The organism is Brevibacterium sp. p3-SID960, assembly GCF_025144725.1.
In the GTDB taxonomy this organism is placed as follows: domain Bacteria; phylum Actinomycetota; class Actinomycetes; order Actinomycetales; family Brevibacteriaceae; genus Brevibacterium.
Genome location: NZ_JALXKS010000030.1, coordinates 20,157 through 40,787 on the forward strand (window position 1 = coordinate 20,157; position 20,631 = coordinate 40,787).

18 protein-coding genes and 1 pseudogene are annotated in these 20,631 nt (G+C 64.8%); 8 read left to right on the plus strand and 11 right to left on the minus strand.

The annotated features are described in order from the left end of the window. Positions 1 to 413 precede the first annotated feature (413 nt). The 4 genes and pseudogenes from M3B11_RS09605 to M3B11_RS09620 form a co-directional block, all read right to left on the minus strand. Positions 414 to 626: pseudogene (locus M3B11_RS09605) on the minus strand (N-acetyltransferase); the annotation flags it as partial. Next, positions 623 to 2,251 (minus strand): stealth family protein, encoded by a 1,629-nt coding sequence (locus M3B11_RS09610; RefSeq protein WP_259877267.1) that lies wholly within the window; start codon positions 2,249 to 2,251, stop codon positions 623 to 625. The gene M3B11_RS09610 and the pseudogene M3B11_RS09605, both read right to left, overlap by 4 nt. A gap of 85 nt (positions 2,252 to 2,336) precedes the next feature. Continuing rightward, on the minus strand, positions 2,337 to 3,602 hold the full coding sequence (locus M3B11_RS09615; RefSeq protein WP_259877268.1) for a CDP-glycerol glycerophosphotransferase family protein: 1,266 nt from the start codon (positions 3,600 to 3,602) through the stop codon (positions 2,337 to 2,339). Positions 3,603 to 3,666: 64 nt separating this feature from the next. Beyond that, entirely contained in the window at positions 3,667 to 4,650 is a 984-nt protein-coding gene (locus M3B11_RS09620; RefSeq protein WP_259877269.1) for a hypothetical protein, read from the minus strand. A 138-nt stretch (positions 4,651 to 4,788) separates the two neighbouring features. Between M3B11_RS09620 and M3B11_RS09625 the strand changes: the two genes are divergently transcribed. The 3 genes from M3B11_RS09625 (at position 4,789) to M3B11_RS09635 (ending at position 7,091) form a co-directional block, all read left to right on the plus strand. Beyond that, positions 4,789 to 5,793, plus strand: a complete 1,005-nt coding sequence (locus M3B11_RS09625) for an aldo/keto reductase family protein (RefSeq protein WP_259877270.1) — start codon at positions 4,789 to 4,791, stop codon at positions 5,791 to 5,793. Between the two features lie 222 nt (positions 5,794 to 6,015). Continuing rightward, positions 6,016 to 6,246, plus strand: coding sequence for a hypothetical protein (locus M3B11_RS09630; protein ID WP_259877271.1), 231 nt, complete (start codon positions 6,016 to 6,018; stop codon positions 6,244 to 6,246). A gap of 62 nt (positions 6,247 to 6,308) precedes the next feature. Continuing rightward, the gene (locus M3B11_RS09635) at positions 6,309 to 7,091 is read left to right on the plus strand and encodes a hypothetical protein (protein ID WP_259877272.1); all 783 of its coding nucleotides are present in this window, start codon (positions 6,309 to 6,311) and stop codon (positions 7,089 to 7,091) included. Positions 7,092 to 7,162: 71 nt separating this feature from the next. Here the strand turns inward: M3B11_RS09635 and M3B11_RS09640 are convergent, their stop codons facing one another. After that, on the minus strand, positions 7,163 to 7,627 hold the full coding sequence (locus M3B11_RS09640; RefSeq protein WP_259877273.1) for an NUDIX domain-containing protein: 465 nt from the start codon (positions 7,625 to 7,627) through the stop codon (positions 7,163 to 7,165). 44 nt (positions 7,628 to 7,671) lie between these two features. After that, a complete protein-coding gene (locus tag M3B11_RS09645) occupies positions 7,672 to 8,997 on the minus strand; it encodes a short-chain fatty acid transporter (protein ID WP_259877283.1) in 1,326 nt (441 codons plus the stop codon). A 379-nt stretch (positions 8,998 to 9,376) separates the two neighbouring features. Between M3B11_RS09645 and M3B11_RS09650 the strand changes: the two genes are divergently transcribed. Continuing rightward, entirely contained in the window at positions 9,377 to 10,843 is a 1,467-nt protein-coding gene (locus tag M3B11_RS09650) for a hypothetical protein (RefSeq protein ID WP_259877274.1), read from the plus strand. A 210-nt stretch (positions 10,844 to 11,053) separates the two neighbouring features. Here the strand turns inward: M3B11_RS09650 and M3B11_RS09655 are convergent, their stop codons facing one another. After that, positions 11,054 to 12,430 (minus strand): NAD-dependent succinate-semialdehyde dehydrogenase, encoded by a 1,377-nt coding sequence (locus M3B11_RS09655; RefSeq protein WP_259877275.1) that lies wholly within the window; start codon positions 12,428 to 12,430, stop codon positions 11,054 to 11,056. Between the two features lie 171 nt (positions 12,431 to 12,601). Between M3B11_RS09655 and M3B11_RS09660 the strand changes: the two genes are divergently transcribed. Then, complete coding sequence (locus tag M3B11_RS09660) at positions 12,602 to 12,967, plus strand: nuclear transport factor 2 family protein (protein WP_259877276.1); 366 nt, start codon at positions 12,602 to 12,604, stop codon at positions 12,965 to 12,967. Positions 12,968 to 13,031: 64 nt separating this feature from the next. Here the strand turns inward: M3B11_RS09660 and M3B11_RS09665 are convergent, their stop codons facing one another. Then, the gene (locus tag M3B11_RS09665) at positions 13,032 to 13,961 is read right to left on the minus strand and encodes a 3-hydroxyacyl-CoA dehydrogenase NAD-binding domain-containing protein (RefSeq protein WP_259877277.1); all 930 of its coding nucleotides are present in this window, start codon (positions 13,959 to 13,961) and stop codon (positions 13,032 to 13,034) included. Between the two features lie 101 nt (positions 13,962 to 14,062). On the opposite strand from M3B11_RS09665, the gene M3B11_RS09670 reads away from it, so the two are divergent. Beyond that, positions 14,063 to 14,905, plus strand: coding sequence for a hypothetical protein (locus M3B11_RS09670; RefSeq protein WP_259877278.1), 843 nt, complete (start codon positions 14,063 to 14,065; stop codon positions 14,903 to 14,905). Positions 14,906 to 15,104: 199 nt separating this feature from the next. Here M3B11_RS09670 and M3B11_RS09675 read toward each other — a convergent pair whose 3' ends face one another. From M3B11_RS09675 to M3B11_RS09685, 3 genes are read right to left on the minus strand one after another with little or no spacing between them, the layout of a single operon-like run. Next, positions 15,105 to 16,730, minus strand: a complete 1,626-nt coding sequence (locus M3B11_RS09675) for a long-chain-fatty-acid--CoA ligase (RefSeq protein WP_259877279.1) — start codon at positions 16,728 to 16,730, stop codon at positions 15,105 to 15,107. 53 nt (positions 16,731 to 16,783) lie between these two features. Further along, the gene (locus M3B11_RS09680; protein WP_259877280.1) at positions 16,784 to 17,548 is read right to left on the minus strand and encodes an enoyl-CoA hydratase; all 765 of its coding nucleotides are present in this window, start codon (positions 17,546 to 17,548) and stop codon (positions 16,784 to 16,786) included. Then, positions 17,541 to 18,518, minus strand: coding sequence for an NADPH:quinone oxidoreductase family protein (locus tag M3B11_RS09685; protein ID WP_259855593.1), 978 nt, complete (start codon positions 18,516 to 18,518; stop codon positions 17,541 to 17,543). Before M3B11_RS09685 ends, M3B11_RS09680 begins: the two co-directional genes overlap by 8 nt. 166 nt (positions 18,519 to 18,684) lie before the next feature. On the opposite strand from M3B11_RS09685, the gene M3B11_RS09690 reads away from it, so the two are divergent. After that, positions 18,685 to 19,326, plus strand: a complete 642-nt coding sequence (locus M3B11_RS09690; RefSeq protein ID WP_259797001.1) for a PaaI family thioesterase — start codon at positions 18,685 to 18,687, stop codon at positions 19,324 to 19,326. A gap of 93 nt (positions 19,327 to 19,419) precedes the next feature. After that, positions 19,420 to 20,562: a thiolase family protein gene (locus tag M3B11_RS09695; RefSeq protein ID WP_259877281.1), complete on the plus strand. Its 1,143-nt coding sequence runs from the start codon at positions 19,420 to 19,422 to the stop codon at positions 20,560 to 20,562. Positions 20,563 to 20,631 lie beyond the last annotated feature (69 nt).

The window sequence follows — 20,631 nt, forward strand, 5'->3', positions numbered from 1 at the left end:
GGCCGACGATTGGGCAACCGATGCAGGAGTGGAACCTCAGGCAGCTGTTCCACTTCGTCTGAGGAGGAGCGTTGAGACGGGGACCCGTTCAGGAGTGCGGACATCGAATAATTCAGACCTTTCGGAGATATATGGGGATTCAGTGCCTGGAGGTTGAGACTACGCAGTCGTAAAGATAACCCAAACGACTGCAGATCGAAAGAGCTTGTCGATCACTCGAAGCGTTTCAACAGCTTCTCGCATCGTGACAATTGACTGTTCTTTGCCTTGTATCGTTGCGAGGACGTTTCAATGCTCCGTCACGAGCGGCTCGGCTTTTCGAAAAGCGTAACGCGTAATGTCTTCTTCGCTCGGTCCGTGGAACGCGGCCATCGACTCCCACTCGGTGTCGACAGATGCGTTATCGTAGAAGGTAGTTCTGCCGGCTCATAAACGAGAGCGTAATTCTGGACTTTGCATCCGTCGCCCATTCTGACATCAGAGACGATGTAGGCACCCCGTCCAACAACACAGTTCGTTCCCAAGACTGCGTTTTCTCGGACTTGAGCCAAGTGCCACACGGATGTGCCGTCTCCTAAAGCGGCTTCCGCAGAGACATCTGCAGTTTTTTCAATTCGTACCGTCATGCGTTCCTTTCGAAGCCGCTGGGAACGGGGAACCGTTCGTCGAGGAACCCTCGCAGCAGCTGGTCGAGCCGGTCTTGGTCGCTTTCGCTCGTGTTTGTGTCGTTCAGGCACAGCACGTCGAGGTCGGTCCTTCGTGAAAGACGCTGCAAGTACAACTCAGCGTCTGGACGCGCGATATCCATGTATGCGTATTTGATTTGGCTGTCGATGGCTTTGCCGCGGGCATAGGCGTCGAAGTGGTAAAGCGCCGAAGGGATCGAGTAGTCGTCGGGGTGGCGGAACTGAGATGCTGCGACCTGCCTGAAGAGCTCCGGATGCTCGGATTCCATCGCATCGAGCACCGACTTCAGCTGCGGCTGGGGCGTGTGCTTGAACTTATTCGTCACGACTCTGCCGTGGTTTTCGATCATGTACGTGCGGTTCCGCTTCGCAGCCGACAGCACTGGCAGATCGCGTGCTGATGCCGGGTCGACATCGAGCGGTGCTGTCGACGGGAAGAAACGCGAGAGGCCGTTGCCGGTATAGAACAGAGTGGGTTCAACCGGGCGCATGAAGAAGAAGTCATCGTTGAGATACAGGTACTTCTCGCTCAAGCCGGGAATGTGGTGGAGTTGCGATTCGATTGCGTGGGAGTTGAACACCGGCAGAACGCTCGGGTCCGAGAAGATTTCGGTGTGGTCGACAACAGTGATCTTCGGATGTTCGGTGTTGAGCCATTCAGGTATCTGCTTATCGGTGACGATGTAGATGTGGTTCACCCAGTTGGCGTAGTACTCGACTGACCGCAGCGAGTACAGCAGCTCATCCCGTGAGGCGTAGCGAGAGAAGTTCGCAGCGGTTTCATTGAACTCGTCTTCCACCACTGTTCCGGCGGCAAGCTGCTTTCTGCGACTCCACTCCGGATCGCTGCCGTCAACCCAGGTATAGACGATGTCGACCGGACCCTCGACGTCAAGGACGTGTGGATGTGACCATTCGATGGCGGAGTCGTTCTCGTCGACAGCACGGCGCCAATTGTCGGGCGTGATGTACTCGATTGCTGTGGTGCGTTTCAGGATCTTCCGGTGAAGGGTGCCGGGGATATGCGTCTCTCCGTCTACTCGCTCCGTTCCCTTGCCGAGCACCTTCCAAGGTTCGACCACCACCCGCTCCTTTGACGTGGATATGGTGATCCCATTGGCGTCGGTGATGCGGCGTTCAAGATAGATACGTCGGATCTCTTTCGGCATCGCCTTTGCAACGGCAACCGCTATCGTCCTACTGTTGCGTCCGACGATCGTCATCTGCCAGCCTTCGCTGCGCGGCAGTTTCGCCGCTGTCTCGATGACAGCTGTGACCTGGCGCTCTGAGACCACCAGAAGGGGTCGAAAACGGCTGATCTGCGGCAGCTGTACGAACTCAATACCCTGCTCGGCAAACGCCGAGCGCACAGTCTGGAGGTTCTGCTGAACGTTGCGCAGCGCATCGAACCCCTGCTGGGCTCTGGCTCCCGGTACTTGACGAGGTTTGAGGATCCGCTGCTGCCATTCGTGTTCCCTGTGCCCGAACTTCGACAGCCAGAGCTTCTGTTCCATGGTCAGGCGCCGAGCGCCCCACGAGCGAACAGACCGGATGGCATTGCGCACGACGAAAGTCCCCTTAACTGCATTGCGGCGGATTCCGGCTGTGTCACCGGACTCTACCGAATGTTACTTCACCTGGGGGTCACTTTCAGTTCACGCCACGTTCGCCGATGATGTTAAGTGCTGCTCGTTCGAACCGGCGTTGCTGCTCACCCGGCGCAGTATCACCGAGGTAGTAGGCCCGGGCATCGCGCGCCGCACCGCTGTCGGACGAACCCGCAGTTGCGGTCACTAGATCGACGATTTCACTCGGTTGACGCGCCTCACCCGCAGGCGCACGGTCTAAGAGCCCACCGGGCAGCACTTCTGCACCGGGATCATCCGGCCGGATGAGTACGAGCGGCTTGCCTGTCGAGAGCCAGTCGAAGGCCAATGCCGACATTTCGGCAAGGCACGCATCAGCTGCGTCAAATTGCCACCCCAGCCGCATATCATCATCGAGGTATCCGCGCGGATGCTCGATCACCAACTGTTTGACCGCAGCAAGCGCCTGTGCTGTCTCGACGTCCATGACCCCGGTGCGCGGGTGGGGGCGGAAGATCACCCGACAGCCGGTTTCAAGCAGCCCGCGCACGATTGCCGGGCCGTTGAGCTTGAGGGTGCCGTACGCCATCGACGGCGAGTCGCCCTCCCAGGTGGGTGCGTAGAACACGGTCAGCCGTGCGCTATCCGTCATCTCCCGCCAGGCCTGCGGCGCCTGGCGCGGCGCGTCGAGCTGCGGGCGACCGATGTCGATCATGCGCGCTTCGCCTCCCTGCTCCCGGAATCCGACAAGCGTGTCTAAGAGGCGCTGGCGAGCGGCCTGGCCAGCAGTGAAGATGTAGTCATAAGCCTTGAGCTGATTGGAGATCATCGAGACCTTCTCGCTCTCCCCGTGGCTCAGGTGCACATGCGCTGGCCGGGTGAAGCGCAGCGACTGGAAGTTCATCGTGGCTTGGTTGACGTAGAAGACGACACGCAGACTCGGCTGGCCCATAAAGGCTTCAAGGTCCTTGGCAAGTCGGCCGAAACGAATCGGAAGCTGCGTAGCCGGTGTGATGCGGCGGGCGTGATCAGCATTGCGACAGAAGATCGCCAACGGGGCCTCACCGTGGCCTTCTTCGACAAGGCGCTCAGACAGCCTCTCAAACGGCAGCAGCCATTCACGCAGCTGGTAGAGGCTGGCTGCGTCCCCAGCGAAATAGGCCGCAACGACGAAAGCGTCGTCCGGTTGCGGTGCATAAGTCGGGTCAAGTCCGCGTTCGACGAGACGACCGCGCACCAATGCCGCACTGGCGCGTGCGATCGACCGGCCACGATTGACAGCCTGGACGCCGACTCGACGCAACTGGTCGGATCGTGTCGGGAAGCTCATGCCCATCACCCTAGCCTGCGGCCCTGCACTGCAACCGGGGATAGGCAGATATGCACCAGCGTCATCAGCTCAGCGCTATGCGGTCCTCCGCTTCCCGCCAGGCGACCTCGAGCCAGACCGAACCGAGTGCTGCATCAGCGGTGCTGCCGACGGTGAGCCGCGAGCGCAGCTGGTCAGCTTCCTCAGAGGTGGCCATGGTTGCCCTGAGGAAGGAGGGCAGGATCTCCTCGTTTACATCGCAGGCAGGAATGCGCAGCTGACGATCGATGTCAGCATTCGGGTGCTTGTCGAGAACCGCACCCATATCAGGGAATCGGGCTTCGAGGCGGTTGGCCAGGTCACCGGTGCACTGCGGGTTGTTCGCACATGCCCGGGCGACCGCCTCGGCCGGGTCGTCGATGAGGGTCAGGAGAACATCCAGCGGAAGGTCTGGGTTGGCGGCCAGTTGCACGCGCAGCTCCTCGGGCCCCCAGCCGCAGATGATCCGCGCCGCCTCCTTCGCCAATCCCGGCTTCGCCGGCTCCTCAGCGCCGTGGCTCGACTTCTCCGGGAAGCGGCGGATGACGTCTTCGTAGTGCCACTCGTGGAACTGGCTGCGCGGCACATTGAGGAAGCCCTCCTCGCGCAGGATCCTCTCCCACACCTCGCCGACGGTGTCAGTGGGGGTCGGCTCGCCGGCTTTCTCCTTGTCCAGAACGACTGACTCGCGCACTCCGCAGGCGCGCTTCTGCCGGCGGGTGGCGATTGAGGAGCGCAGCGTGTAGGCGGGTTTGTCGATCCAGTCGGCGAACGGCGAGTCGAAGTGGCGGATGATCGACATCGAGTTCCACCGTCCGGTGCGCTCGGGGTCGACGGCGTTGATGACGCAGTCCTGCACGGAGTCAAGGGTCAACAGGATCTGGCGGAACTCCGGGTGGTCGTGGGACTCGCGGGCGAGCACGTAGGCGATGTCCTGCGGGATCCGGCGCATGCCGGTCAGGTGTGCGATGGCCTCATCCCATTGCGCGTTCGACGCCGCACCCCGCACCTCATACCACTCGGCAGTCATGGACACCATTCAACCATGAGCGGTTCAGGGAACACAGTGCGCCTTGTCAGCCCTCACCCGCCTGTGCTGCCGGTAATGTGAGGAATGAGGCCGCGCCAGGCAGGCGCCGGCCATCGATCTGCAAGAGAGGACTACCTGATGGAATTCCGTTACCTCGGCAACTCCGGACTCAAGATCTCCGAGATCACCTACGGCAACTGGCTCACCCACGGCTCCCAGGTGGAGAACGAGATCGCCACGAAGTGCGTGCACGCCGCACTCGACGCCGGCATCACGAGCTTCGACACCGCAGACGTCTACGCCAACACCAAGGCCGAATCGGTTCTCAGCGAGGCCCTCAAGGGTCAGCGCCGTGAGTCGCTGGAGATCTTCACCAAGGTCTACTGGCCCACTGGCCCGCGTGGGCACAACGACTGCGGCCTGTCGCGCAAGCACATCATGGAGTCGATCAACGGTTCGCTCTCCCGCCTGCAGACCGATTACGTCGACCTCTACCAGGCACACCGCTACGACTACGAGACGCCGCTGGAGGAGACGATGCAGGCCTTCGCCGATGTCGTGCGCGCCGGCAAGGCCCTCTACATCGGTGTCAGCGAGTGGACCGCCGAGCAGATCCGCGCTGCCCACGGCATGGCCAAGGATCTGGGCATCCAGCTCATCTCCTCGCAGCCGCAGTACAACATGCTCTGGCGGGTCATCGAACCCGAGGTGGTGCCGACCTGCCAGGAGCTGGGCATCTCCCAGATCGTGTGGTCGCCGATCGCCCAGGGTGTGCTCACCGGCAAGTACAAGCCCGGCCAGCCGCTGCCCGAAGGTTCGCGTGCCACCGATGAGTCCGGTGGAGCGAAGGCCGTCGCCGGCCTGCTCGAGGACGAGACCCTCGAAGCCGTCGCCAAGCTCGAGCCGATCGCCCAGGACCTGAACCTGACGATGGCGCAGCTGGCGATCGCCTGGGTGCTCGCCAACGACAACGTCGCTGCCGCACTCGTCGGCGCCTCACGCCCGGAGCAGATCACCTCGAACGCTGAGGCCGCCGGGGTCAAGCTCGATGCCGATGTGCTCACGAAGATCGACGACGCCCTTGCAGGCGTTGTCAAGAACGACCCGAAGCTCACCGTCTCTCCAGAGACCCGTCCCTGCTGAGGCCGATAGCCGGCGTCGGCTGAGACGAGCTGACAGAAACGCATACTGGGCGGTGCACTGTAGTGCGCCGCCCAGTTCCGCGCTCGGCCGCTGGGACATGCGACATGCCCGGTCGCTAGGACTTGTGGCGGACCTGCCACATACCGAGCACGCATGACGCAGCAGCCCGGGGTTGACTCGGTGGTGAGTCCTTCACCGCCGAGCTGATTGCAGGAGTCCGCTGTGTACTCACGCCCACCTCACCAGGAAATCCCCCGCGACCTCTACGGTCTGCCAGCCACTCCCCCGGATACCCGCACCCCGAGCCCGGCTCCTGACCGGCCGAGCTTTTCACCTGCGGCCACGGTGCGCCGCTCACGGGGCATACGCCCGATGCTCATCGTCATGAGCGTCGTCATCGCAGCGGCCCTGCTCGCGGGACTCGCTGCGGCTGTGCTGTTCTATGGCGTCTGACCGGGTGGCAACGACTGTGACAGATGCGATCTGATCACGACTGTGACGGATACAATGCCGTCATGACGGCTCTGCGCATCACCTCGGAATTCATCGCCCGCTATGCCCCGCACTATGTGATCACCGAGCTCGAAGACCGCCTGCTGACCAAAGACGCGAAGAAGGCACGCAAGAAGGAGCGGCTGAAGTACAAGTCGCTGCTGCGCTTTGCGGAATGGAAGGCGGTTGCCGTTCTGCCGATACTCACCGGCTACTCTGACAAGACCACGCAGAAGGACATCGAATACCTGACCTTCCTGGCGCTGGAGGAGGACACCCCTGATCACTGGCGGATTCCGATCCTGTCGATCATCGACGGGGTCGGCAAGCCCTTCGCCAGTGCGATCCTCTCAGCGGTCTACCCCGCGGATTTCGCACTCATGGACGCCCGCTCGGTCGGTGTGCTCTTCGAAGCGGGCCTGCTGGAGTCGAAGAACACCGCCCGCGTGCCGTATGAGGACTACCTGGGCGTCGTGCGAATGATCGCCAGCGAAGCGAATGTCAGCCTGCACGAGGTCTACCGTGCCCTCTATACATACGCCGAACTCGGCGAACTGGCCGCCGAAGACACTGCGACGGTTGACGGCACAGAGTCTGCCACGACGGCACCGGCCAAGGGCAAACCTGGCGAGACCACGTCTGCCACGGCGAAGAAGTCAACTGCGCAGAAGAGCACCACCTCGAAGGCTGCGCCGAAGAAGGCCACTGCCAAGAAGGCCACCGGCAAGAAGTCGACAGCCAGGAAGTCGGCGACGAATAAATCGACAGCTCAGAAGACGACAGCGAAGAAGTCGAATAAGAAGTGAGCCGCAGGCGGTGCCGCCAGCCTGATCGGGTTGGGTCGGCTGCGCGGCACTGTCAGGTCATCACTGTCGCGTCAGCGCGGCTGTGCCGGTGTGCTCGTGCCCGCGGTCAGCCAGTCGGGCAGGTTGGGGATGACGCACTCGCGGGTCAGGGAGGCGAACCGGCGCTCGGCGGTGTCGGCCGGTAGGTCATCGAAGGAGAACCAGGCAGCCTCGGCGATCTCCTCGTACACCGCAGGTGCGGTGACATTCAGACCAGCGGGCAGACCGCGGTAGGCGAAGACTGTGCCCGTGACCGCTTGCCCGGCCTCATTGGCAGCCGCCGCTGTCCACGTGCCGAGCTCAGCGAGCCGGTCATCGGCAAGCTCAAGATGCAGCTCCTCGGCGGCTTCGCGGATGATCGCGTGCCGAGCGGACTCACCAGGTTCGGGCTTGCCGCCAGGCAGCATGAACGCCCGGGTGCCCGACTTGCGGACCATGAGCAGCTCACGGTGCTCAGGGTGGCGGATGACGAGGGCGGAGACGCGGATCTCAGGCATGAGGGCACTCTAACAACGCAAGCCGGCCACCGCCTCGGGAGCGGTCACAGACTGATGATGAGCAGGGTCGCCCCCAGCACGACGCCGGCGCCGAGCAGGGTCAAGGTGGTGTAGCCGATGATGTCGCGCATCTTCAGCCCGGCGATCGCAAGCACCGGCAGGGCCCAGAACGGCTGGATCATGTTCGTCCACTGGTCTCCGTAGGACACCGCCATGATCGCGACCGTCGGGTCGACGCCGAGCTGGTCGGCGGCATCGAGCATGATCGGGCCCTGCACGGCGAACTGGCCGCCGCCGGAGGGGACGAAGAAGTTGACCAGGCCGGCGGCGAGGAAGGCGAGCAGGCCGAAGGTCGTCGGGTTGGCGATCGAGACGAGCGCGGTGGAGAAGACGACGATGAGGCCGGTGGCCTTCATCATCCCGAGGATGCCGGCATAGAGCGGGAACTGCAGCAGGATCTCGCCGACGTTGGCGGCGGCCTCCTTCGTCAGGTGGATGAGTTCGAAGGGGCTGCGCACGAGCAGGAAGATGAGCGCCAGGAACGACCAGTTGACGATGTCGAGGGTGAGCGAGCCGCCCTGTGCGAAGTGGACGGCGAGGTAGGCCACGAGGGCGAGCCCGGTGATGAGGGTGAGGATGCGCGAGGCGTCGATCCGGTCAGCAGGTGTCACGACGTCCTCGCCGGCGGGGTCGTAGGCCTCGGATTCGACGTGGGCGGGCAGTTCGACGACCGGGTCGTTCTTCCGCGGGGCGGCCAGAGCGAACAGGGCGGCGCAGACGATGATGACGGCGGCGGCTGCGGCGATGTTCCAGCCGGCGAAGATCGTCTGGGAGACCGGGATGAGCTGGCCGCCTAAGGATTCGGCGAGGAAGGAGTCCGGGGTGGCTGCGGTCAGCGGACCAGAAGCGGAGTAGCCCATGTGCCACACGACCATGCCGGAGTAGCCGGCAGCCACGAGCAGCGGGAAGTGGACCTTCATCTGCCTGCCGCGAGCCTGGATGGCGATCTCACGGGCGAGCAGTGCGCCGACGACCAGACCGAGTCCCCAGGTGATGAGAGAGGCGAAGCTGGCGACGATGAAGACGAAGACGTATGCCATGAGCGGGCTCTGCGGCACGGCGGCCAGCGCGGAGAGGCCCTTGCGGACCGGCCCGGTGTTAGCCAGGATGTGGCCGAGCAGCAGGATGAGCGCCATCTGGGTCATGAACTCCAGCAGCCCGGCCAGGCCCTCTCCCCAACCGGTGAGCACGTCGACGGGGCGGGCATCGGTGAGGATGAACGCAAGTATCGCAACGACGAGGGTGAGCAGGATGGCGAAGACCAGCGATGACGGCACCCAGCGCTCGAGGAAGTGATTCAGCGGTCGCATGAGCCCGCGTGAAGCCTGCGCGTTCGACTGCGCTTCCTGGCTTTCCGGGGTGGTCGGGGGCGGAGTGTGACTAGCCATGGGGTGTGGGCCTTTCTCGTCGTTGAGTTTCGGTTGTGCTGACCGCTGATCGCGGTCGGATCGGTCGGATGTGCTCGCACCATGCTACGGGTGATGACGCCCCGGCTCTGAGGCGGGGTTCAGGGTGCTGGCTTCAGAGCGGAGACCTGGACCGGCATCCCAGGTCGGCCGACTATCGGACGAAGTGCCGCAGATCCCGGCCAATTCACCGAACATTCAGGAAACCTGGTTGTCACCCGATGTTACCCAGGTTACTCTCAGAGAGAATTGATATTTCTCTGACCTTCGAAGGGACAGCCCCATGAAGCGCACATCTCTCCGCCGCCTGGCTGCCGGAGCCTCCGCCGCCGCGCTCGTCAGCGCGGGTGCACTCTTCGGTTCCTCGGCCGCATTCGCGCAGCCGACGCCGGAAGAGACTGACACCGTCACCGAGCCGGCAGGTCAGTCGGCTGAGACCGGTAAGACGTCTGAGGACTCAAAGCAGGCCGACGAGAAGACGTCGGAAGACTCGAACGAGAAGAAAGTCGAGACGAAGGTTGAGGAGCCTGCCGCCTCGAATACCGAGGAGTCAGCAGGCACCGGAACCCAGGAGCCCACGGATTCCAATCCCAATCCGACGCCAGATTCTGACCCGGCTGAAGACGACGGCGACGATGAGGCCCCGGCGTTCGACCCGCAGGTGAGCTCGGCTCCGGATGAGATCACCGCTGCAGACCTCGCCGACCCGGACAAGGGCATCAGCATCACAGCCTCGAACCTCCAGCCCGGAGACGTTGTCACCGACAACCTCACCAACAAGCCGAAGACCGCTGACGGTGAAGAGCTGACGACCGGCGTCTACTACACGGGCGATCCGAGCGACTTGGAGGTCAGCGACACAGTGGACTTCACCGTTACCGTCTCCCGCGAGGGTGAAGATCCGAAGGACTTCGACTTCACCGTCACGATCATCGGTGAAGACGACGGCGACGATGAGGCCCCGGCGTTCGACCCGCAAGTGAGCTCGGCCCCGGATGAGATCACCGCTGCAGACCTCGCCGACCCGGACAAGGGCATCAGCATCACAGCCTCGAACCTCCAGCCCGAAGACGTTGTCACCGACAGCCTCACCAACAAGCCGAAGACCGCTGACGGTGAAGAGCTGACGACCAGCGTCTACTACGAGGGCGACCCGAGCGACTTCGAGGTGGGCCAGAAGGTGGGCTTCACCGTCACCGTCTCCCGCGAGGGCGAAGAGTCGAAGACCTTCGACTTCACCGTCACAATCATCGGTGAAGACGGCGGTGACGAAGAGACCATGGAGCCGGAGCTGAAGATCTCACCGCAGAAGATCAGCGCCACCGACTTCCGCAATGAGAACAAGGGTGTCCAGCTCACCGTCACGAACTGCTACCCCGGTGAGGCAGCAGCGTTCATCATCGAACATGAGAACGGCGAGCTGAGCTACGAAGTCGACGCCGACACCAACGACGACGGCACCGCCGTCATCGAGCATATCCACGGCACGGGCAACGCACCCGACTCCGCTTACACAGGCACCTACACCGTCACCGTCATCTGCGGCGATGGCGAGAGCGACGGAACGTTTTCCGTCCACGCCGATGACAACGGCACGGGCGGCGGTGACTCTGACAAGGGCCGTTACCGCGACCGCAACGAGCTGCCGCGCACCGGCTCAGACCTGACAGCACTCTACGGTGCAGCCAGCCTGCTGGCCGTCGGAGCTGCAGCCATGGTGGTCGGCCGTCGCAAGAGCACCAAGCAGTGATGACCGACGGCTGAGAAGCTGACATTCTGTGGCTCGCTGGGGATTCTCCCGGCGGGCCACAGTCATGTCTGCGCACAGGTGCGACCGCGCAGTCGTCACCTTCACCCGGCGCGCGGAGAGACAATAAGAGCTGAGCCGGCACGCTGATCGCACGTGTCAAAAGAGATGGCCCGCCGGGCGAACCCGGCGGGCCAACATCATGCGCTGAGATCAGCTGTTCTTGTAGTACAGCTGCTTGTTGCAGAACTCGTCCATTGCGAGCGGGCCGAGCTCGCGGCCGACGCCGGAGCGCTTGACGCCGCCGAAGGGCAGGTACTCCCGGGTCTGTTCAGGTCCGTTGACGAAGACCATGCCGGCCTGCAGCTGCTCGGCGACCTTCTCCGCCCGGCTCATATCCGAGCTGAACACGGCCGAGCCGAGACCGAACGGGGTGTCGTTGGCCAGCTCGACGGCCTCCTCGTCGGAGGAGACGCGGAAGATCATGAATGCCGGGCCGAAGAGCTCCTCATAGTAGCCGCGCTTGCCCTTCTGCACATCCGTGAGCACGACCGGCTCGACAAAGGCACCCTCACCGTCATAGGCCTTGCCGCCGGCCAGCAGAGTCGCGCCGTCGGAGACCGTCGCCTCGACCTGCTCCATGAACCGCTCCTGCGCTGCCTTCGACGACAGCGGGGCCAGCTGTGAGTCCTCTGCCAGCGGGTCAGCCGGGGTGAACTTCTTTGCCGATTCCGTGATCTTCTCAACGAATTCGTCGTAGATGTCGTCCATGACGATCATGCGCTTGGGCGAGTTGCAGGCCTGGCCGGTGTTGCCCATGCGAGCCTGGAACAGCGTCTTGGCGGTCGCGGCGACATCCTCGGAGTCGAGCACGACGTACGGATCCGAGCCGCCGAGTTCGAGGACGACCTTCTTGAGGTTCTTGCCCGCCTCAGCGGCCACGGCCGAGCCGGCGCGCTCGGAACCGGTCAGGGACACGCCCTGATTGCGCGGATCCGGCAGGATGATGTCAGCGACCTGCTCATTGGTGGCGTAGACGTTGATGTACGCGTCAGCCGGCAGACCGGCCTCGGCGAAGATCTTCTCCATCACCTGCGCCGAGCGCGGGCACTGCGGGGCGTGCTTGAGGATGATCGTGTTGCCCAGCGCCAGGTTCGGTGCAGCGAAGCGGGCGACCTGGTAGTACGGGAAGTTCCACGGCATGATGCCCAGCAGCGAGCCGACCGGCTTGCGCAGCAGGTAGGCCTCACCGTCCTTGGGTCCCTTGAGCTTCTCCTCGGAGATGAACTCAGCGGCGTTGTCGGCGAAATACTGGTAGATCATGCTCGCCAGTGCGGCTTCGCCCTTGCCCTCCGGGACGGCCTTGCCCATCTCCAGCTGGATGATCTCAGCGAGTTCCTCGGCACGATCCGAATAGATCTGGGCGACCTTCGACAGGATGGCGGTGCGCTCCTGAACCGGGGTGGTGGACCAGGTGGCATAGGCGTTGTGCGAGCGGGCGAGCGCATCGGTGATCTGCTCGTCAGTAGCGGTTGGGAACTCCTCGACGACCTCACCGGTGGCCGGATTGACGACTGCATACTGCGACATCTCTGATTCCTTTCAGTCGACCGTCGCAGACCGCTTACCTTGGGCTGCGACGGTGCAGGCCGGCCTGTGCGCCGGCGGTTGATGCCCACGCTAGTCGCCAGTGGGCCTCCTGTTCAACCGGCGTAGACTGGCGCTGAGACCTGACCGCATCACCTGCTGAGAGGATCGATTGTGACCGCTGAGAAGCACAGCATCGAAGAGCTCACCGCCCGTTACTACGCCACCGTCGACTCGGGTGATGCCGATGCGACCTCGGCGCTGTTCGCCGCCGACGCCAGCTACGACCGGCCGGGCTACCCGACGATGGTCGGGCAGGCGATCACCGACTTCTACCACGGTGAGCGGATCATCGTCTCAGGCCAGCACACCATCACCGAGGTGCTGGTCTCCGGTCAGCAGGCTGCCGTGCAGGGATCGTTCGCCGGCACGCTGAAAGACGGTTCGGAGGCCAGCGAGCGCTTCGCCGACTTCCTCACCTTCGACGACGCCGGTCTCATCACCAACCGGACGACGTACTTCTACCGCGCGGCAGTCTGAGTCAGGCCGCGCAGCCCGTGCGGATCTGAGCCTGCCGCACCGTTCTCACTTCTCGGGATCGGCCTTACTCCTCAGGCCCGTCGTCCCAGTCGTCGGGAGTGTCACCGGATTCGACCTCGGCGCGCAGACGCAGGATGCCCTCCTGCACGCGGTCGCGTTCGGCCGTGAGCGCCTCGGCTGACGGGTAGGCCTGCTCGACCTGTTCGAAGACCGGTTCCATGCCTTCGGCCGACATGTCCGGTTCGGTCACGTCGATCTGCGCGAACGACGGGCCGATGTGCTCCATGAGCCCGCGGAGCCCGGCTTCTCCCCCACCCAGGTGCAGGCCGCCGAACAGTCCGACGGCAGCCCAGCGCATGCCCAGTGAGTTCTTCAGCACCGTGTCGACATCTTCGGCACTGGCGATGCCGGCTTCGACGATGTGGGTGGCCTCGCGCAGCAGGGCGTTCTGCAGACGGTTGCCGACGAACCCGGGGGCTTCCTTCTTCAGCACCACCGGTACGCGGCCCAAGGTGACGAGGAACTCGCGAACCGCAGCCACCACCTCGGGCGCGGTGCGCTCACCGGGGACGACCTCGACCAGGGGCATGACGTGCGGCGGGTTGTACGGGTGGCTGATGAGGATGCGGGCGGCGGCCTCATCGGACAGGCGCGCGGCGATCTTCGTCGGCAGCAGCGCGGAGGACGAGGAGGCGAGCACACAGTGCCGCGGGGCGGCATCGACGAGGTCGGCGAACATCTGGATCTTCGCCTCGAGGTTCTCCGGCCCGGACTCCTGCACCAGGTCAGCGCCGTCCACCGCCTCGGTCAGGCATTGGCAGACCTCGATCGGCGTCTCGGTCTCGGCGGCCAGCCTCTCAGCGACCGTGTCGAGATCCGGGCGGGGATCGAACAGGCGCACGCGGTGTCCGTGGGAGGCGAACAGCCTAGCCCAGGACAGGCCGATCGTGCCGGCTCCGATGATGGCAACAGTCAGCGGGGTTTTGGTGAGCATATGGGCAAACGTACACCGCCGCCTGCCACATTTCGACTCCGCCCGGCACGCGGGGCGGCCAGCACCCTGGCGGTAGTGCGCTGGCGTGGAATAATGAGGCCATGAGCAACGAGAACATCATCGCCGGAGCCGAGGAACAGCTCGCCCAGGCACAGGAGTCAGCTGGTGTCGTCATGCGCTGCCTGCACACCGCCGCTGAGGCAGCCGAGGCCTCGCTGCTGCTCGATGAGGTGTGGAACGTCGGCAGGGCCGGCACCACCCAGCTCGAGCCGGGACTCATCGTCGCACTTGCCCATGCCGGCAACTATGTCGCCGGTGCCTTCGATGCTGAGGACGACTCTCTCATCGGCGTGACGATCGGGTTCTTCGGTCAGCCGCTGGGCAAGATGATGCACTCGCATATCGCCGGTGTGCGACACGATCAGGTGGGCCGCGGCACCGGTGCGGCGATGAAGCTGCACCAGCGGCTGTGGTGCCTCAACCACGGGATCAAACAGATGACGTGGACGTTCGATCCGCTCATCGCCCGCAACGCCTACTTCAACTTCAGCCGCCTCGGCGTCAGCGCGCTGGACTACTACGAGGACTTCTACGGCCAGATGCGCGACGGCGTCAACGAGGGCCAGGCCTCGGACCGGATGCTCGTGTCCTGGCGGCTCGACCTGCCCAAGCGCCCGCCGCTGCCGGAGGCGCTGGAGGGTGCTGATCCGGTCTTCGCACTCGACACCGTCGACGGTGAGCCGCGGCTGAGCGACGTGCCGCGCGAATGCGAGGTCGTCGGAGTGCGGATCCCCAGCGACATCGAATCGCTGCGCGGGGTCGACCCTGAGCTGGCCACCCGCTGGCGGATGGCGCTGCGCGACACCTTCACCGGCCTGATGGAAGACGGGTGGGAGATCGCCACCTGCCGCCGCGACGGGGTGTACCTGCTGACGCATCCGTGACGGGTGAGCTGGCGCAGCCAGTCTGCGAGCCTGCGATCTGCGCGCCTGTGCTTCCGGGCAGAAGTCCGGTCACAAAGTGACGGTCCCGGGTACGGATCAGGGGTAATATTCGACCAGTCTTTGGGCCGAGAAGAGTGAGAGGAGCCATCCTCCCGATTCCTGATTGGGTATCGGAAGGATGGCTCCTCTGTGTGTGCTGTCAGTCCTGCTGCTGGTGCTGACTGCGCAGCAGCTTCTTGTCCAGCTTGCCCACTGAGGTGCGCGGCAGCTCCTCGCAGAAGACGACGTCATCGGGCAGCTGCCACTTGGCGAACCGGTCGGCGAGGACGTCGAGGATGCTGTCCTTCGTCACACCGTCCTCGCGGGCGACGACATAGGCGACCGGGCGCTCATCCCACTTAGGGTCGGGCACCGCGATGACCGCGGCCTCGGCGACCTGCGGGTGATCGAGCAGCGCATTCTCCATGTCAATCGAGGAGATCCACTCACCACCGGATTTGATGACGTCTTTGAGGCGGTCGGTGAGCTTGAGGTACCCCTGCTCGGTCAGCAGCCCGGCGTCGCCGGAGCGCCACCAGCCGTCCATGAACCTCTCAGCGCTGTCGTCGAGGTTGTGGTAGCTGCTCGTGATCCACGGTCCGCGGAAGAGCACCTCGCCCTGTTCACCGGCCGGCACCTCAGCTCCGGCCGGGTCGACGATCTTGACGTCGATGCCGGTGACCGGCAGACCTTGGTAGCGCTGCAGATCCCACACCTCCTCCTCGCTGAGCTCCATGCCGGGCTTGAGGTGCCAGTTGACGGTCACCAGCGGCGTCGTCTCCGTCGCACCGTAGGCGTGGATGACCCTGACGCCGGTGAGGTCGGTCAGACCCTTGAGCAGCGCCAGGGGCGGTTCGCTGGCACCTGAGACCACCCGGGTGCCGGAGAGGTCCGGCGGAGTGTCGAGAGCCTTGAAGTGCTCGAACAGCGGAGTCAGCAGGGCCGGTGCTGCGTTGGCGACGGTGACGCCGAAACGGGTGAACCCCTCGGCCACCGGGGTGATATCCGCAGCAGCGAAGCGGCCCGGCAGCACGACACCGGCGCCGGCGGCCAGCGCCGTCTGGGGGAAGCCCCACGAGATGACGTGGAACATCGGCGTGATCGGCATGACGACGTCGGTGTAGTCGACCTGGAGGCCGGCCAGCGAGGCCATCGTGTGCAGGTACATGCCGCGGTGGGAGTAGAACACGCCCTTGGGCTTGCCGGTCGTGCCGGTGGTGTAGCCGGCATAGGCGGCGGTGTTCTCGTCGATGACCTGCCAGTCGTAGTCGGTCGGTCTGCCGGAGATGAGCTCCTCATAGGAGTACACGTTCTCCAGGCTCGTTTCGATCTCGCTCAGCGGCTTGTCGGTGAGCACCACCCAGCCCTTGACGTAGGTCGAGGGGGCGAAGGCCTCGGCCAGCGGCAGCAGCGATTCGTCGACGAAGACCCAGTCGGTCTGCGAATGGTTGACGACATAGGCGAGGTCGGGGACCGCCAGGCGCAGATTCATCTGCAGCATCGTCGCCGCTACACACGGCACGCCGAAGTACAGTTCGAAGTGGCGGCGGGAGTTCCAGTCCATGACGCCGACGGTGCTGCCGGCACCGATCCCGAGCTCATCGAGGGCGTGGGCGAGCTGGCTGATGCGGGCGTACTCTTCGCTGTAATCCGACTGGTGCCACTGCCCGGCCAGATCGCGGTAGGTCACCGGTGCATCGGAGAACGTCCGGTTGGCATGCCGGAGGAAGGTGGTGAGGTTGAGCTGGTAGTCATCGCCCATGGTCGAGCGGTTGCCGGTGAGCATGAGGGTGTGCCTTTCATGTCATGCGATCGGTGCGGGTGCAGCGGCTGAGAGGTTCAGGCGCCGCGGAACTCCGGGGTGCGCTTGGCGAGGAACGCCGTGACGCCTTCGGCGGCATCGGCGGAGTCCTTGAGCATGTCCTGGCCAGTGGCCTCGCGGTTCAGGGCTGCGTCGAGTTCGTGCAGGGTTGCCTGGTTGATCGCCCATTCGGTCTCGCCGAGTGCCAGGGTGGGGCCGGCGGCGAGCTGGGAGGCGATCTCCTGTGCCCGGGTGAGGTACGCCTCGGGTGCGGTGACCTCGGTGGCCAGGCCCCAGTCGTAGGCCTGGGCGGCGTGGACCTTCTCGCCGGTCAGGGCCATGCGCAGGGCGCGGTGGCGGCCGGCGGAGGCGGCGACGAGTGCCGTCGAGCCGCCGTCGGGCATGAGGCCGATGCGGGTGAAGGCGAGCATGAGGTAGGACTTCTCGCTCATGATGACGTAGTCGCAGATGAGCGCGAACGAACAACCGACACCGGCGGCCGGGCCGGAGACGGCGGCGACGGTGGGCACGCGCAGGTCGCGGATCTTGCCGATCGCCTCGTTAATGAGATCGAGGCCGACGCCCTTGAGCTCGCCGCCGGTCATCGCTGAGACGTCAGCTCCGGAGCAGAAGGAGCGTGCGTCGCCGGTGAGGATGACGGCGCGGGCCTCTTCAGCGGCGCGCTCGAGTGCTGTGTTGAGGGCGATGACGGTGTCGCGGGTGAGTGCGTTGAGCGCCTGTGGGCGGTTGAACCGGATCGTCATGACGCCGGCGTCGAGGGTGACGTCGAGCTCCTCAGCCATGGGGGTCCTCCTGGATGTCGAGAATGACTTTGCCGATCACCGAGCGGTTCTCCAGCTCGGTGATCGCCGCTGCGGCCTGGTCGAGGCTGAAGCGGGCGTGGATGTGGGGGTTGAGCTGGCCGTTTGCGAGGTATTCGCGCAGGTGGGCCCACTGCTTCTGGGCCATGAGCGGGTCGGACGGCAGGGCGGCGCCCCAGCCGACGCCAGCGACGGAGATGTTGTTGAGCAACAGCCGGTTGACTTTGACCTCCGGGATCGAGCCTGCGGTGAAGCCGAGCACGAGCAGTGTGCCGAAACGGGCCAGACACCGCAGGGAGTCGGTGAAGCGGTCCCCGCCGACGGGGTCGACGACGACGTCGACGCCGCGCGGGGCGATGTCCTTGACGGCGTCTTTGAAGCCGTCGGCGCGCACGACGTGCTGGGCGCCGAGTTCGGTGACCATCGCGGCCTTCTCATCACTGGAGACCACCGCGATGACCTCAGCCCCCATTGCCAGGGCGATCTGCACGCAGGCCGAGCCGAGGCCGCCGGCCGCACCGTGGATGAGGACGCGCTGACCCGGCTGCAGGTTCCCGCGGGTGCGCAGGGCGAAGTCGGCGGTCAGGACGTTCATCGGCATCCCGGCCGCAGCCTCCAAGGAGAGCTCCTCAGGCAGGGGCAGAACCATAGCCTCGGGTGCGGTGGCGAACTGGGCGAACGCCCCGCTCGGGATGATCGCAGCGACCCGGTCACCGGGGGCGAAACGGGAGGAACGGGATTCGACGACGGTGCCGGCGAGTTCGGAACCGAGGATGAAGGGCGGTTCGTGCTTGGTCTGGTACTGCCCGTAAGTCTGGAGCAGCTCGGGGAAGGTGACCCCGGCGCAGGCGACCTCGATGAGGACTTCGCCTTCGGCCGGGGACGGTGCGGGTGCGTCCTGCAGCTCGACTGCGCCCGGGCCGTCGAGGCGGGTGACGTGGATGGCCTTCATACTCTCCCTTTTCGCCGTGAGACTGTGCCAGCAGGGCGAGTGCGCCCTTGCCACGGTCGATGCCGGCAGCTAGATTGAATCCGGTATCGAACGATTGTTCAGCAGACTACTGGCTTGATCTGTCTCACACAAGAAGAGGTGGGACGCAAAGCCTGCGAGGAGTGAGATGAACCGTCACAACCAGTCCCAGGTCACCCCTTATATCGCCCACACAGCTGAGCTGACCCGCGAGCTCATCGACGTGCTCGTGGCCACCGGTGACGAGGCGTCTGTGGCCGCACGGGTCGGGGAGCTGGCCGGGCAGCTTCAGGCACTGGCCGCCGATCCGTCGCAGGCGGCACCGGCGCACGGCGCCCGAAAGTCCTACCTGCCCAACGACCGTAGCCCGGTGACCTCGCTGCGCAACCCGATCGCCCCGCCGATGGAGCTCAGCTACTCAGACGGCCGCGCTGAGGGCACCGTAACGCTGAGCGCACCCTATGAAGGCCCACCGCAGCGAGCGCACGGCGGGGTCGTGGCGATGCTGCTCGATCACGTCATGGGAGCTGCTGCCAACACCGATGCCCCGCCGCCGGCGCTGACCCGGATGCTGTCGATCGACTACTTCGACGGCACCCCGCTCGGGGCAGAGGTCACCGTCGTCGCCTGGGTCGACCGGGTTGAGGGTCGCAAGAAGCACATGGTCGGCGAGATCCGGCACGATGGGAAGGTGTGCGCGCGCTCGACCGGGCTGTGGATCGATCTGCCGGCCGAGGTGTACGAGAAGGCCTTCGCCGCGGCGGGTTTCGCCCCGGAATCATTCGCCTGACCACAACAGTGTGACCCCGGTCGCAGGGGCCGGCAGGCAGCTGGCTACAGTTGAGCTCGGTCACACCCACTGCACCGCTCCAAAGGAGTCCACATGAACGACGCAGTCATCGTCGCCGCCCGGCGCACCCCGACCGGTAAGCGCGAAGGCGTGCTCTCCGGCATCCATCCTGCTGACCTTTCGGCCCTCGTCATCGAGGACCTCGTGACGACCACCGGCATCGACCCGGTCGTCCTCGACGATGTCATCTGGGGCAATGTCACCCAGGCCGGCGAGCAGACCGGTGACATCGCCCGCACCGCAGCCCTGTCTGCAGGCTTGCCGGAGTCGGTGCCCGGTGTCACAGTCGACCGCCAGTGCGGCTCGTCCCAGCAGTCTGTGCACTTCGCCGCCGCCGGACTCATCGCCGGTCATTACGATGCCGTCATCGCCGGCGGTGTCGAATCGATGTCGCGCAACCCGATGGGCTCCTCGCTCATGGGCAAGAGCCCCTACGGCGAGCGCTTCCTCGCCCGCTACGACGGCGTGTTCCCCAACCAGGGAATCGGCGCGGAGATGATCGCCGAGCAGTGGGGTTTCGACCGCACGCAGCTCGATGAGTTCGCGATCGAATCCCACGAACGGGCAGCCGCGGCCACCGATGCCGGTGCCTTCGAATCGCAGATCGTGCCGGTCGAGACCGAGCACGGCACCATCACCGCCGATGAGGGCATCCGTCGCGGCGGCACCGTCGAGGGCCTGGCGAAGCTCAAGACCGTCTTCCGCGAAGACGGCGTCATCACCGCCGGCAACGCCTCCCAGATCTCCGACGGCTCAGCAGCCCTGCTCATGATGACCTCGGAGAAGGCCCGCGAGCTCGGACTCACGCCGATCGCCCGTGTGCACACTGCGGTGCTGGCCGGAACTGATCCGGTCATCATGCTCACCGGCCCGATTCCAGCGACCCAGAAGGCCCTCAGACGCTCGGGGCTGTCGATGTCAGACATCGGCGTCTTCGAAGTCAACGAGGCCTTCGCCTCGGTGCCACTGGCCTGGGCCAAGGACCTCGAGGCAGACACAAAGCTCATGAACCCCAACGGCGGAGCGATCGCGTTGGGTCACCCGCTCGGCGGCTCGGGCGCCCGCCTCATGACGACGATGGTCCACCACATGGCCGACAAGGGCATCAGGTACGGCCTGCAGACGATGTGCGAAGGCGGCGGCCAGGCCAACGCCACCATCCTCGAACTCCTCTGACACCGTTCCCGAGGCACAGCTGGAAACCCAGCCACCGCCTCGGGCGCGGCACCGTCACCGGCACGGCCC